This window comes from Photobacterium sanctipauli (genome assembly GCF_003026495.1).
Lineage (GTDB): Bacteria > Pseudomonadota > Gammaproteobacteria > Enterobacterales > Vibrionaceae > Photobacterium > Photobacterium sanctipauli.
Genome location: NZ_PYMA01000015.1, coordinates 47142 through 60505 on the forward strand (window position 1 = coordinate 47142; position 13364 = coordinate 60505).

The 13364-nt window shown below is 47.0% G+C and carries 13 protein-coding genes; 10 read left to right on the forward strand and 3 right to left on the reverse strand.

The features are described from left to right. Positions 1–110 precede the first annotated feature (110 nt). The 7 genes from C9I98_RS19580 (at position 111) to C9I98_RS19605 (ending at position 7905) form a co-directional block, all read left to right on the forward strand. On the forward strand, positions 111–599 hold the full coding sequence (locus tag C9I98_RS19580) for an NUDIX hydrolase (RefSeq protein WP_036817733.1): 489 nt from the start codon (positions 111–113) through the stop codon (positions 597–599). A gap of 236 nt (positions 600–835) precedes the next feature. Next, positions 836–994 carry a hypothetical protein gene (locus C9I98_RS26675; protein ID WP_170111229.1) on the forward strand — a complete coding sequence of 53 codons (159 nt, stop codon included), beginning with the start codon at positions 836–838 and terminating at the stop codon, positions 992–994. A gap of 318 nt (positions 995–1312) precedes the next feature. Then, on the forward strand, positions 1313–2158 hold the full coding sequence (locus C9I98_RS19585) for a TPR end-of-group domain-containing protein (RefSeq protein ID WP_036817734.1): 846 nt from the start codon (positions 1313–1315) through the stop codon (positions 2156–2158). Positions 2159–2302: 144 nt separating this feature from the next. Further along, entirely contained in the window at positions 2303–3847 is a 1545-nt protein-coding gene (locus C9I98_RS19590) for a DEAD/DEAH box helicase (RefSeq protein ID WP_051901916.1), read from the forward strand. Positions 3848–3975: 128 nt separating this feature from the next. Continuing rightward, entirely contained in the window at positions 3976–5262 is a 1287-nt protein-coding gene (locus C9I98_RS19595) for a rhodanese-like domain-containing protein (RefSeq protein WP_107272384.1), read from the forward strand. Positions 5263–5606: 344 nt separating this feature from the next. Continuing rightward, a complete protein-coding gene (locus tag C9I98_RS19600) occupies positions 5607–7283 on the forward strand; it encodes a hypothetical protein (RefSeq protein WP_107272385.1) in 1677 nt (558 codons plus the stop codon). Continuing rightward, on the forward strand, positions 7276–7905 hold the full coding sequence (locus C9I98_RS19605; RefSeq protein WP_036823497.1) for a hypothetical protein: 630 nt from the start codon (positions 7276–7278) through the stop codon (positions 7903–7905). Before C9I98_RS19600 ends, C9I98_RS19605 begins: the two co-directional genes overlap by 8 nt. 131 nt (positions 7906–8036) lie before the next feature. Here the strand turns inward: C9I98_RS19605 and C9I98_RS19610 are convergent, their stop codons facing one another. After that, positions 8037–9215 carry an MFS transporter gene (locus C9I98_RS19610; RefSeq protein WP_036823500.1) on the reverse strand — a complete coding sequence of 393 codons (1179 nt, stop codon included), beginning with the start codon at positions 9213–9215 and terminating at the stop codon, positions 8037–8039. Between the two features lie 86 nt (positions 9216–9301). Between C9I98_RS19610 and C9I98_RS26680 the strand changes: the two genes are divergently transcribed. Both C9I98_RS26680 and C9I98_RS19615 read left to right on the forward strand, forming a co-directional pair. Continuing rightward, positions 9302–9454: a helix-turn-helix domain-containing protein gene (locus C9I98_RS26680; protein ID WP_170111228.1), complete on the forward strand. Its 153-nt coding sequence runs from the start codon at positions 9302–9304 to the stop codon at positions 9452–9454. Further along, positions 9387–10223, forward strand: a complete 837-nt coding sequence (locus tag C9I98_RS19615; RefSeq protein ID WP_146153894.1) for a LysR family transcriptional regulator — start codon at positions 9387–9389, stop codon at positions 10221–10223. The genes C9I98_RS26680 and C9I98_RS19615 overlap by 68 nt, the downstream gene beginning before the upstream one ends. 74 nt (positions 10224–10297) lie before the next feature. Here the strand turns inward: C9I98_RS19615 and C9I98_RS19620 are convergent, their stop codons facing one another. Both C9I98_RS19620 and C9I98_RS19625 read right to left on the reverse strand, forming a co-directional pair. Continuing rightward, positions 10298–10804, reverse strand: coding sequence for a nuclear transport factor 2 family protein (locus C9I98_RS19620; RefSeq protein ID WP_245907199.1), 507 nt, complete (start codon positions 10802–10804; stop codon positions 10298–10300). A 54-nt stretch (positions 10805–10858) separates the two neighbouring features. Then, positions 10859–11830: an alpha/beta hydrolase gene (locus C9I98_RS19625; protein ID WP_081878957.1), complete on the reverse strand. Its 972-nt coding sequence runs from the start codon at positions 11828–11830 to the stop codon at positions 10859–10861. A 233-nt stretch (positions 11831–12063) separates the two neighbouring features. On the opposite strand from C9I98_RS19625, the gene C9I98_RS19630 reads away from it, so the two are divergent. Next, positions 12064–12966, forward strand: a complete 903-nt coding sequence (locus tag C9I98_RS19630; protein ID WP_036823509.1) for a helix-turn-helix domain-containing protein — start codon at positions 12064–12066, stop codon at positions 12964–12966. The last annotated feature ends 398 nt before the right edge of the window (positions 12967–13364 follow it).

A 13364-nucleotide genomic window follows, 5' to 3' on the forward strand; every position in this document is an offset into this window, starting at 1 on the left:
TTTCGACAGATTCTACCGCAAAGCTTGCTAGCAATCACGAATTGGCTGCGCTATTCTCACCTCCGCTTTAAAATGCATCTAATCAATTAGGTTTAGCAGGTATCTCAATCATGTACTGCCCCGAATGCGGCCAACAGTCCTTCTCTCAGCAAGATGAAAAAGCCCATAGCTGCAACCATTGTGGATTCACTTATTTCCACAATACAGCATCTGCTGTGCTGGCTCTCATTACTGTTCACGATGAAGTACTTGTCGCGACTCGCGCAAGGGAGCCCGGCAAAGGCATGTTCGACTTTCCTGGCGGGTTTGTTGACCACAATGAAAGTTTGGAGCAAGCACTTGCCAGAGAGTTGTATGAAGAGTTGGGACTACCTGATGCTAAGGGCAAGTATTTGGGGTCGTATCCAAATACTTATCAACATAAAGGCATAACCTATAAAACCTGTGACAGCATCTTTCACATAGCATTAAAACAAAAGCCTAACTTAAAGGCGGCTGATGATGTGGCCGATATTTGCTGGCAAAAGATAGATGAAATCCCTTGCACACGTTTTGCCTTTAATTCGGCAAAGCATGCAATATCGCTGATAAAACAATAACTCACAGCGAAATCGTAGCATGGTGACTTGCTACTGATGAATGACCGATGATGTATATGAGAGAAGAATAATAGTCACTAACTACGCCTACAAAGGTTGATAAAATGTGAACTACGCCCGTGTACTCATCCCCGCATAAAAAACTCAAGGATGATGTTTTTTTATTCAACCACACAGACAATGCAGCATATCTGTTGTGGTAATTACTACACATTATTACTTGAGGGTATTACGACATGCTTATTTTCAATAAAGACTATGTATTTTCTGACGTCACAGAAGAGGCACAGCAAGCAAGTCAGCACACACAGACATCCGAACAAGAGCAGAAGCGTTTAGCCATGCTAGCTGCTGCTCAGCAAGTAGGTGGATTGGAATCAGAAGCATCTTGTTAGTTTGCTAACCGGCAACCACCTTACGACTCTCCAGCACTGGCGGTAAAATAGACCTCGGTCGCCAACCTTGGACTTTCCTGTACCTCGTTGTTAGTAAGCAAATCAGCAAAGTCAGGACCCCAGTGCTATCTTCCCTCTCCCTGATCTACCCTACACCTAACACCCTATACCCTATACCCTATACCCAAGCTATCTCAATGTGCGATTGAGCACATCTTCACAACCAAGCGTTGATAATGCTATCTACACCCAATTTACTTTGCTATATAACAATTTAAGCTACTTTAATATCTTGACCACTTAATAAAAGGCTGCGCCATGCTCTATCGCCTGCTTCTGCTATGTACATGCTTGCTATGGACTCTTCCGACTTTGGCTGAAGAAAAGTACTCGGAACAGAGTATTTACGATAAGGCATTGATGGAGCGCTATGTGCTTGATGAGCTGAAATCACTGCGCAAAGATCAGCAAGATCTTGAGCGCAGGGTGATTGTCGAGATCACCGACCGAGAACTTGCGGTCGCCGATAAATCCATGAACTACGCCAATGTCACGGTTACCTACTTCTTCTATTTGATCGCCGGTGCAGCATCATTGTTTGCCCTAGTAGGTTGGCAGTCGCTGCGTGATTTAAGGGACAACACCAAGAAAATCGCCGATCAGCAATTGCAAGAAATCGCCGATCAATACGAGAAAAAGTTTCAGCGCCTAGAGCAAGACTTGAAACGTAAGACCCGTATTATCGCCCAGAACAACAAAGAAATTGAAACCATTAACGAGATCCACAATCTCTGGCTCCGCTCGCAGAACCTACAAACTCCCGAGCAAAAAATCGAAGTCTACGATGATATTTTGCGGATCCGCCCCGGCGATCTTGAAGCCCTGACCTACAAGGCTGATGCCGCCATGGAGATCCGCGAGTTCCACTGGGCGCTGAGCTTATGTAACCGCGTGTTGGAACTTGACCCGACCAACGCCCACGCCCTTTACCAGCGTGCTTGTGCCTATGCCTGCCTTGGTTCTGAAGATCAAGCCATCGATGATTTGGCAATGGCCATTCAAGGGAGTGCCTCTTTGAAGGAGCTGGCTGCCGACGAGCCCGACTTTGAATCACTCCGCGGTAACGAACGCTTTGAAAACCTGATTGCCATCGCGGATAGCTAGTCGCAAATATGGCATAGACATAACCACAGTCTAGCCATGGTTATATTGGTCAAATGATTAGGACTTTTCCCCATCCTGCTGTAAGCTAGCCCGCTTGCTGCCGTGTGAGGCAGATCAACTTTTTCATTTTACCGAGAATTGTCTATGAGTTTTGCCTCTCTGGGGCTATGCACCCCAATCCTTGAAGCTGTTGCGAATCAAGGCTATGAAACCCCCTCTCCTATTCAGGCCCAAGCCATACCGGCAGTGCTTGAAGGCAAGGATGTCATGGCTGCAGCACAGACAGGTACAGGCAAAACCGCGGGCTTTACACTTCCTATCCTTGAGCGCTTATCAAAAGGCCCTATCGTGCGCCCTAACCAGGTGCGTGCGCTGATCCTAACTCCAACTCGTGAGCTAGCCGCTCAGGTGGGCGAGAATGTGGCAACCTACTCTAAACGTTTACCACTTAGCTCTGCCGTGGTGTACGGTGGTGTAAAGATCAACCCGCAGATGATGCGCATGCGCAAAGGTGCCGATGTACTTGTCGCGACACCGGGGCGCCTACTGGATTTGTATAGCCAGAATGCTGTTAAGTTTAACCAGCTTGAAGTGCTCGTGCTTGATGAAGCCGACCGCATGCTGGATATGGGCTTCATTCGTGATATCAAAAAGATTCTGGCGCTATTACCTGAAAAGCGTCAGAACCTACTTTTCTCAGCCACCTTCTCTGAAGAAATCCGCGAACTTGCCAAAGGCTTGGTGAACAACCCGGTTGAGATTTCGGTGACACCGCGCAATGCCACCGCCAAGACGGTGAAACAGTGGGTTCACCCGGTTGATAAAAGCAAAAAGTCAGCACTGTTAACCAAGCTGATCCAAGAAAAGAAATGGAAACAAGCACTGGTATTTACCCGTACCAAGCACGGTGCCAACCGTCTAGCGACTTTCCTTGAAAAGCGAGATATTACTGCGGCAGCTATTCACGGTAACAAAAGCCAAGGTGCGCGCACCAAAGCGTTGGCCAACTTCAAAAGCGGTGAAGTCCGTATTCTGGTTGCAACCGACATCGCCGCACGCGGTATTGATATCGACCAACTGCCGCAAGTAGTTAACTTTGACCTACCTAATGTCGCTGAAGACTATGTTCACCGTATCGGCCGTACCGGTCGTGCAGGTGCCGAGGGTCAAGCGGTATCACTGGTATGTGCCGATGAATTCAAAGAGCTAAATGCCATCGAGCAACTGACTCAGCAGCACCTTGAGCGTGAAGAAGTGTTTGGTTTCGTTCCAAGCAACAAACTGCCGGAATCATTGGCGCTAAAGCCAATTAAAGCGAAAAAACCTAAGAAGCCGAAAAAGCCTAAGGCACCGACCGAAGCTGGCCAGCAGGCCAAAGACGCTAAGTCGGGCAATGGCAAAAATGCGCCAAAAGCGGGCAATAAAGCAAAAGGCCATAATGGCAAACCAACCGCATCTGGCAAACAGGGTAATAAGGCGCAAGGCAATAAAGGCCAACAAGGTAAGCAAGGGCAAAAAGCAAACCAAGCCAGCGGTGAAAACAAATACCGTAGTGATGCCAAGCCTAAGTCTGGTTACCGTAAATCAGGCTCAGACAAAAAAGGTGGTAACAAGGGTGGCAATCAAAGCCGTGCTAATGCGGGCAATAAAGCCCGAAACAGCAACCGACAGAAACCGGCAGCAAAATAAAAAACCTAACCAAGCTAACAGTTAAAACAAAAACTCCAATCAGTGAGATTGGATTGTGATCTTGTATAGGTTAAGCACTAGGCCAGCATCATATAATGCTGGCCTAGTTTCATATTAGGACTGCATACATGCAAAATTTCAAATGGTTATCGATACCACTTCTCACCCTGTTCAGTCCCCAGCTTCTCGCAACTACTTTCGACCAGCTGGCTGAACTATCATTCCCCCACCAAGTCATCGACTGCCGATCTAGCAACTATTTCAATGGTTGGCCGGAAGGGGAAGCCACACGCGGCGGCCATTACCCTAACGCCATCAACTTTGATGCCGATTGGCTTAGCACCCTTCGTCCGCCAAAGCTGCAAGCACTCCTCGATAGCCACGGCATCGATGTCGAACGGCCAACCTACCTCTACTGTCATGAAGAGAAAGCGCAGCATATAAAGCAGCAATTCGAGCAATTGGGCAATGACGATGTCACTATCATCTCAGAACCTATCGCCAGCTACTCCGGTGAACTGATGGCATTGCCAAACTATCAGCAACTCGTGCCCGCCTCTTGGGTTCAGCAGCTCATCAATGGCGAGCATGTTGCGCACCCACCAGCAAAAGGCTTCAAGATTGTTGAGGTGGCATGGGGACCACCCGCCAAGCACTTGGTTTCCCATATCCCCTCTGCGCTGTACTTGAACACCAACCATATTGAAGCCGAGCCCTGGTGGAACCGGGTTTCCGACCAGCAGATAGCGGAAATGGTCAAAAATTTGGGTATTCGCTACGAGACCACGGTGATCTTATACGGACGTGACAATACCGCCGCAGCCCGAGCTGCCAGCATCATGATGTACGCCGGTGTTGAAGATGTACGCCTGCTTAACGGTGGCTGGCAGTCTTGGGTAAACGAAGGCTATAAAACCGAGCCGATGCGTAACCGCGCAACACCGGTCGAGTTTGGCCGCCCTATCCCATCGAATCCCGACTACATTATTGATGTGCCCGAAGCCAAGGCGATCCTTGCCGATCCCGAACACCAGTCTTTGGTCAGTATCCGCAGTTGGCCGGAATACATTGGTGAAACCAGTGGCTATAAATACATTGATCCGAAAGGCCGGATTAAAGGTTCAAAATGGGGTCACGCCGGATCAGATCCGTACCATTTGGAAGACTTCCGCAACCCGGACGATACCATGCTCAGCCCTTACCTGATCACTGAGTTCTGGAAAGACTGGGGGATCGAGCAACACCAAAACGTATCCTTCTATTGTGGTACGGGATGGCGCGCCTCCGAAGTGTTCTTCTATGCCCACGTCATGGGCTGGGATCAAATAAGTGTCTTCGATGGCGGTTGGTATGAATGGAGTGGTGATCCTGCTAATCCATACGAAATAGGTGATGTAAAACCGCCGCAGGGCTAATGAACGCAACAACAACCCAAAAGGGGCAGATGTACTTCTGCCCCTTTTTTCAACTTTAAGAACAAAGTACATGCAATAAGCGCTACACCGCAGAAATTAACACTTGCACCCACAGGCCATTCACACTACCAATTACAAGCGCAATTATACCACTCTTGATTTAAGCACCAAGTTGACCATAAAATTAACGGCATAATTTCAAAAATATCATTTTATTATTTTGAGGGAACAAGATGATAAAAATAACAATATTATTGTTAACTGTAGTCTATTTATTTTCCAGAAAATTCACTAAAAAAGACAGCCAATTTGGTTTAATCACCCGAAGAGCCACATTACTTTGCTTGCTTAATGCTTTTCTATTCCTTTTGGTACTTGCCTTTGGTGCAGAGAAGTACCTTATCTACAGTGATAGCCATGGCCTGTTCACTCAAGGCAATCAGGCATTATTTTTTGGCTGGGAGCAGTTCCGCTTATTGCCAATTCAAGCATTATCAAAGCCGGTTTTGATTACAGGTGACTATACAACAGTACTACCACCTCCAGCGGATCACCTGCCGCAACTCATCGAGCGCTACCCTTATCAAACGGGCTTTGAACCTTATTATTCTCTGTTTTACCTCTATACTCTGCTGTCCGTGGTGTTGGTATTATCGAAACACAAAGACATCGATAAGAAATGGAATGAAGCCAAAAGCAATGACACCGTCGCCGGTTATAAGCTTTTTATTCACTGGTCTGAGGCTAACTTCATCCGTCGCATGTATACCACCAAAGAACGTCAGCAGGCTGTTGATGCTTACCAATCGATAAAGCAAAGAGCTATCTTAAAGCTTGATACCTACCAATCGGCCTTTTCCCACTCTGGCTTAAAACCGGTATTCCTCAACATAGTTCAAGCATTAGCGAAGGAAAAATGTGAATCATTGAAGCTCGATGTAAAGTACAACGGAAACAACCACCACCTCTTCAATGTCGATGAATTTTACTCCTCACCCAAAGATAAGGGTTTTGAATTCAAAGAAGACATCAGCGAGCTGCCAGAAAAAATCCTGCCAGACATGCTAACTGATACAGCATCTAAAATGGATCTATTGATGGACTATTCAAAGCGTTTGCTCGATGAGTACCCTTATTATCGGCTTGGTACTGGTATCTCCATGCTTGGGTATGCAAAACCACATACGTTCATCCATCTACCCAATATAGAGTATGCCGAAAAATCGGTGCGCAATGCATTAGATGAAGCTCTACAAGAGGGGGTTAGGAAATTTGCCGGCCAAGAACTGCTATCCATCAAGGATAAAAACGAAGGTGCTGTACTAAGTGTGGATTTTAACTGTTTTGTCTACTCCCCCTTTCACATCATGTGTAAGCCAAAACATTGGAAAAGAACCGCTGGATTTTCTGCTGGGGCGGGCTACAAAGAGTTAATCGTTGACGGCAAGGCATACCCAGGTGCCGCTAACGCATCAACTACACTAGGGATGCTTTTCAGCTGGCAACTAATCGTTAGAGGCAAAACCATACTCGAGGGCAAGCAATACGCATTACCTGATGATACGTTTATTTATAAAACGAGCAACATAGGCCCCGAAATCGAGAGCTTCGATTCCCGCGATAAAGGCTTTTTTGATGCAAATGCGATAAGCAATGTAAATAGCTTGTTTGCCCAATTAATGGGCATTGATGTCAACACCATTAATAATACAGAGCTAAGGCTAGATAAGACTTCTGCAAAAGTACTTGAGCAAAGTGAGAGCCAATTAAGCCAGCTTTCCCACCAGCTTGAAACGGCGCTTAAAGATGAAAGCTTATCTGAATTGCTCAACACATCATCAAAAGAATTGTACTTAAGTAACAAAGCGCTTTTTGACTCATACATTGCAGACTTCATTCAAAACACGGACCAACAAGAGAACCTCAGGTACATAGCCGAAAACTATGCCGACTTAATCCCTATTTCAGACATCGCGGAAGAAGTGCTCAATATTGCGTTGGAGGCAACTGAAAATGCATAAAATATTTATCTTGTTGCTGGCCCTGAGCTGCCAAGCTGTTTATGCCAGCCCTTTTGGCTCATTGAAAGAGAAAGCAAAAGAATCAGTCTTTGGCGAAATTGCCTCTTGGTTCGCATCGCTCCCAGGCATCAAATACCTCGAAAACAAGATTGACAGCAACAAGGTCAGGATCATTACTTCCGATTCAAACTCGCCTACATTGTCTATCACCGCAAAGGAAGAGTCTGAGTTATTTATCAGGCCAATCAATAGCAATGCCTCATTACTCATCTATGACAAGCTTTCTATTCCTGCTGGTAGCTATTTTATCCATGCGTCTCAAGTGAAGAAAAAGGGGAAAGGCCAAACGGTCTCCAGGCGCATCAACCTACCTAACGGGGTCAACCACCACGAGCAAATTGTGTACTGGAAGGATCATATCAAACAGTATCCTTTGCTGATTGATACCCACCCTCAAGCGCAACGTATTCGGGTGATGAACATTAAAGCCAAGTATAGCCATGGCATGATGCTAGACAGTGGCCGTTACGATATTGAAGTTCTTTTCAAGGGAGACAAAAAGCGCCATCGTTTTTATGTCAACCTCGATCAAAATCAGCAGACGTTTAGTGTTTACCATTAAGCAAATAAGGATCTGAACTAACGTCAGATCCTTTGCTCTTAACTCAATAATACCAATCTGGATAAGCCATTGACCTAAGTATTACGCAGGAAAGGTGGTTGGTATAAGATAAGGTTAATTCAATATCACTGCTAGTACTCATTCACCGAGCCACGGTAGCGCATAAACCTCGCGACTTGAGGCAAGACCAGTAATAGCACCGCCAAAGTAAATGCGATAAAGCTGCCAACCATAAAGGCAGACTGGGCACCAGACGTGATGAATAAATTGCTAGCCAATGGCGAAGTAAACTGGCCAAGGAAGAAGGCTGTCACAAACCCTCCCATTAGCTGTGGTCGGCTCTCTGGCGTACTGCAAGCCGCGACCCCTTTATTCAAGGCAGGTACCAACAAGCCAAAACCTACCCCAATGATACAGCCGCCAATAGCCATGCCTAGCCAGCTGGCTGCCACAGAGATCAAACCATGGCCGACTGTGAACGACAACGCCGCAATGGCGATGATTTGGTATTCGTTGAATCGGCGTCCAAGGCGAGGAACGAGCATTGAGGCCGCCCCCGAGACGAAACTAAACAATGCCAACGACATACCAATCTGGGTTGGGCGGGCATCCAGCATTTCAGTCACAACAAACGGGTACATAACGGGGATCATATAAAACAGCACCATCATCACGAAGCCTGCCATATAAATTGGCATAACCTCAAGCCATTGCTGCTTAGTCACCACAACCTTCGCTTTTTGGGCTGGCTTCTCGCTGGTTGGGATCACCACAACGGCTGCCATTAGCACCAGCAACGCCAAAAGGTAGACTGAAAATGGCAAGCGCCAGTGCATATCGGCCAGATAACCACCAACGCCGACAAAAATAACCCCGCCCATATTCATTGCGACCGACTGATAGGCAATCAGCTTTTCTCGTCCCCGGCCAGAGCTCAAGTTAGACACCAAGGTTGAGCTCAGCGTCATGATGATAGCTATCGACATCCCCAACACGAACCGGCCAACCAACAGCAAAGGTAGACTATCTAACCAAAGTCCGGTGCTACCCGCAACGCCGTAGCCGAGTAGGCCAATCAGGAATAAGGGTTTCAAGCCCAGCTTATGGGTCAAGGTGCCAACAAACGGCGCCGTCAGCACCACCGCCAATGAAGGCAGAGTCAGTAACAGCGACACCAGTTCAAGATTATCAAACTGCAAGTTAAGTGCCGGTAATGATGGGCCGACCAATGTCCCCGCCATGATCGTAAGTGCGCTGGATACCAGCAGCAGTAAAGCCACCGGCATTTTAGGAAAAATATGTGGCGTCATCACGTCCCCTCTTCATTGTTATATTGACAACAATCATAATTGCGTACCAATATGTGAACAACAGTAAAAAATGAGACAGATTGTTCATGAAATGGAACATTAACGACATGCCTATTTTTGTCGCCGTGGTTGATTGCGGTGGCTTTACCGCAGCAGCAAAAAAAACTTTCCATGCCCAAATCGACAGTGAGTCGCAGCATCAGTCGCCTAGAAACGGATTTGAATATCCGTCTGCTTGAACGAAATTCCAGAAACCTGCGTTTAACCACCGAAGGTGAGCAGTTTTATCACCACTGCCAACTGATGATGGAACAACTTGCCGCCACTCAAGCAACGCTATCAGGCTTTGCCCAAGTCCCCAGCGGTAAGCTCACCGTCTCGTTGCCTGCAGGCTTCAATGTCGAGTTTATCCAGAGCGAACTAGTCCATTTCTTAAACCAATACCCAGAGATCCAGCTGGATCTGCAAATCGCCCACAGCCACCAGGATCTTTATCATGGCAATATTGACCTTGCGGTACAGATTGGCCCCCTGCCCGACTCCGAGCTGATCGCTATCAAACTTATCGAGTCGCCACAAATTTGGGTGGGTTCTCCCCATTACCTAGAGCAATACACGGATGAGCTTCAATGTCAGGATGTCACCATCACTAGCCTGAAAAAGCACAGCAAGATACAGCTAATCCACCCGCAACAATACAATTTCAAAATGCACTTTAAAGGTGGGGAAGATGTCCTATTTGAACCGCCCGTCGCCCAATGCAACGATGCTCTCACCGTTAGGCAAGCAGTGATCACGGGGGCCGGTATCGCGCTTCTGCCCAAGTTATTGGTTCAACGAGCACTCAACACCGGAGAGCTAATCGAGTTTGCCAAAGAGCGCGAAGTACACCCAAAAACCGCCTTGTATGCCGTGTATCCAAGCAATAAGTTTCTATCTGAAAAAACACGGCTATTCATCCAGTTCTTGAAAGACGCCATAGCAAACAACGACAACAAAGATGATTAGGCCCGCTTGATGCACCTTGCCCATGTTTTTCTGAAAAATTAGGCGGGTTTCCTTAACCCGCCAAACACCCCATGTTATTCGAAGCTGTTTTTTCTGGCTTCTTTCGCTTTCAGTTTTTGCTCTGCAAACCTTGGCGCTTGCGCCAAAATATCTCTGCTGCCATCTTCGCTATTAGCCTTTAAGGTCACGGACGTGATATGCCAATGGCCCTCAACCTTCGCCATTAAAAACGCATATTCGCCCGTCACAGCCCAAAAGCCATCGTCACCCAGCCAGTGGCTTGCAGTAATATCAACCTTGGCACTGACGCTACTGCCGTTAACCACCACCTGCATATTGCTCAACTCATGGTAGGTTGTGTCAAACCCCGGCAGAAACCCAGCCCATTGCTTCATCAAATCTTGGCGGCTTACTTTCTGGGGCTCGCCCCCAAACAAGGAGGTGTAGTCAACGGTCAGCTCAGGCGAGAACAAACGGCCTAAGTATTCATAGGCCCCTTGGTCGGCCATCGCAGAAAAACTATTCAAAGCACTGCGGATCTGCGCTTCGTCTCTGGTCAGTGTTTGAGCATTAACAGTCATAGATAAAACTCCAACTACCATTAAAATCCAATACCTAAACTTCATCGCGTCACCTTACAAGTTGGCGTCAAAATGCTTTACCAGTGCTTCAACCGCCTGAGATACCGCCTCTGGTTGGTCGTAAAAATCAAACTGAGAAACATCATCTAGCCACACGGCACTGACATTGTTACCTGCATTATCCAGATATTGATGGGCGCCAGCTGGTAACGCCATCGACTCCGATGCCACCATCAGTACAGGTTTGTCTTGCTTGCTCGCACTCTGCTGAGCATCGTAGTTCAACCATCCATCCCACGAAGCCACATTGAATTGATTGTCATATTCGGGGATCAAGCCACGTTCTGTTTCCGTGTAGTAAGGCACTTGGAACATCAGCGCACGATTGTTAGTGCTGCTCGCCGCTTCAATATAAACAGGTTCCAAGGCTTTTGCCGCTTGCTCGGCTGCTGCCAGCAGTCCATTGGCACTCTCTTCGCCACCATAGATTTCGGTTGCCATGACTTTGTTATGCACCCAAGGGGCAACTGCCGCCGCAGCCTTCACCTGCTCATTACCCGCCACAGCATCCAACATGTAACCCGCAGACGCACAGATCCCCAAACCGGCGATTCGGCTGCTATCTATCTGCTCCAATTTCGCCACAGCATCAATCACTGCACGAATATCAACTGTTTTACGACTTGGGTTTTCCAAGTACTTAATGGTGTCATCCGACTCACCCCAGCCACGAAAATCAAATGTCACCGCAGCATAGCCTTTATCTGCCAATGCCCTCGCATACACTGCCGGCATCTGCTCTTTCACTGTTGTCCATGCCCCAGTCACTATCACTACCGGCGGCTTTTCAACGCCTTCTGGCAAATAGATATTGGCAGCAAGCTGGCCTACTTGGGTATCCAATTCAATATGCTTCACAGTTATTTCCTCATTGGCAACATTTGCAGTTTCGCCACTTGCTTGGGCGGCAAATGGCAACACACCTACCGCTAGCATCAGCAGTTTTTTCAAGCCTTTATTCAACATAACCGACGACCTCCAAATCCTATGATTGTGTTCCGACTAAATTACCCGTCTAAGTTGAATACAGATTAGCAACGCGTAGATTTTGAGGATTGAACATTGCTGCTTGGGGTTTTGTACTTTATTGCCAGCCGAGACCATAGTGAGGTATATACTTGAGTTGACGGAATAATCTATCATCGGCTAAGTTTTGTGATAGCGTATACCGAGCTAAAAGAGCGCCTTAAGAGGAAAGGATGAAATCGAGCCTGAAGTTTTACGATTTTGAATCTAAAGCACTATCTGATTGCGGTGATGTACTCGACATCGAATTTTCTAACCATGAGTTGAATTGGCCTGGCGTCATTCTCGAAAAGGGGATGTCGCCGCACTTCTACCCAACCAATGTGTTTACCCCCTACTTCTATTTCGCCGTTGCAATAGACCAAGATCTCAATTGGAGCGTCGAAACCAACGGCAGTTTCTCTGACTTAAAAAGCAGCCCAGGCAATATTTGGATTAACCCGCCTGAAACGCCCTTTACCCATGATATTTCTGAGCCTTGCTACTTTGTTATTCTTGCCATTGAAAAGCAGGTCTTTCTTGAAAACTGCGCGCTGAGCATAGAAGGCATCCAGTTACAGTTTTTGAATAACTACAACGTGTTGGATGAGACCATCAATGGCATCATTAGGCTTTTCATGCTCGAAGCGCAAGCCAAGGGTAGAAACGGCAATGCTTATATGAAAAACCTCATATCCCTGCTTGCCACGCACTACATCCACAATTATTCGAACTACGTGGATCTCAAAAACAGCCAACTGGCCGCGTCCAAGTTCGACCAACACCAAGTCGACCGTGTCGATCAATTCATTGAAGCAAACATAGGGAGCGCCATTTCTGTCGATGATATGGCCGACTTACTCGGGTGCAGTAAGTTTTATTTCCTGCGGGAGTTTAAGAAGCTAGTCGGCGTAACCCCGTACCAATACTTAATGAACAAACGCCTTGAGCAAGCAAAAGTAGCGCTCTCGTCAGGATCGGTTAATATTGCCCTCACCGCCCACGAACTGGGCTTTAACGACCAATCCCATTTCACCCGCGCCTTCAAAAACCACTTCGGCATGACCCCGGGACAGTTCGTCAAACAACGTCAATAGGCAATAGGCAATAGGCAATAGGCAATAGGCAATAGGCAATAGGCAATAGGCAATAGAAAGAATACAAGCTGCCATTGAGTCGGCGCCTGTAAGAATAGAACTAGTAAAACAATCTACCATTAATACAGAGTGCAGTTTTGATCTTCATACCCCACTAAGGCAGCGACCTCATTCAGTCTCATTAATATCTCCGACAAATACGTCTTAACCCCCCTCAGCAGGGACACTAGCAAAACACGACAGCGGTTCGGCAATTTACGCCAAGTTGTCGCAAGCTCATCAACATCACCCTATACTCGTTGAGCTCCCTTTTACGCGTATTTCATCATCACAATAATTCACTCTTAATTTCATTGACTAATAGCTCATTCCACCCCTACTATTGATATGTTATAACG

What these genes read in the sequence shown, in the direction of transcription:
- C9I98_RS19580 (WP_036817733.1), top strand. Translation starts at nt 111, where the DNA reads ATGTACTGCCCCGAATGCGGCCAACAGTCCTTCTCTCAGCAAGATGAA.
- C9I98_RS26675 (WP_170111229.1), top strand. Translation starts at nt 836, where the DNA reads ATGCTTATTTTCAATAAAGACTATGTATTTTCTGACGTCACAGAAGAG.
- C9I98_RS19585 (WP_036817734.1), top strand. Translation starts at nt 1,313, where the DNA reads ATGCTCTATCGCCTGCTTCTGCTATGTACATGCTTGCTATGGACTCTT.
- C9I98_RS19590 (WP_051901916.1), top strand. Translation starts at nt 2,303, where the DNA reads ATGAGTTTTGCCTCTCTGGGGCTATGCACCCCAATCCTTGAAGCTGTT.
- C9I98_RS19595 (WP_107272384.1), top strand. Translation starts at nt 3,976, where the DNA reads ATGCAAAATTTCAAATGGTTATCGATACCACTTCTCACCCTGTTCAGT.
- C9I98_RS19605 (WP_036823497.1), top strand. Translation starts at nt 7,276, where the DNA reads ATGCATAAAATATTTATCTTGTTGCTGGCCCTGAGCTGCCAAGCTGTT.
- C9I98_RS19610 (WP_036823500.1), bottom strand. Translation starts at nt 9,215, where the DNA reads ATGACGCCACATATTTTTCCTAAAATGCCGGTGGCTTTACTGCTGCTG.
- C9I98_RS26680 (WP_170111228.1), top strand. Translation starts at nt 9,302, where the DNA reads ATGAAATGGAACATTAACGACATGCCTATTTTTGTCGCCGTGGTTGAT.
- C9I98_RS19615 (WP_146153894.1), top strand. Translation starts at nt 9,387, where the DNA reads ATGCCCAAATCGACAGTGAGTCGCAGCATCAGTCGCCTAGAAACGGAT.
- C9I98_RS19620 (WP_245907199.1), bottom strand. Translation starts at nt 10,804, where the DNA reads ATGACTGTTAATGCTCAAACACTGACCAGAGACGAAGCGCAGATCCGC.
- C9I98_RS19625 (WP_081878957.1), bottom strand. Translation starts at nt 11,830, where the DNA reads ATGTTGAATAAAGGCTTGAAAAAACTGCTGATGCTAGCGGTAGGTGTG.
- C9I98_RS19630 (WP_036823509.1), top strand. Translation starts at nt 12,064, where the DNA reads ATGAAATCGAGCCTGAAGTTTTACGATTTTGAATCTAAAGCACTATCT.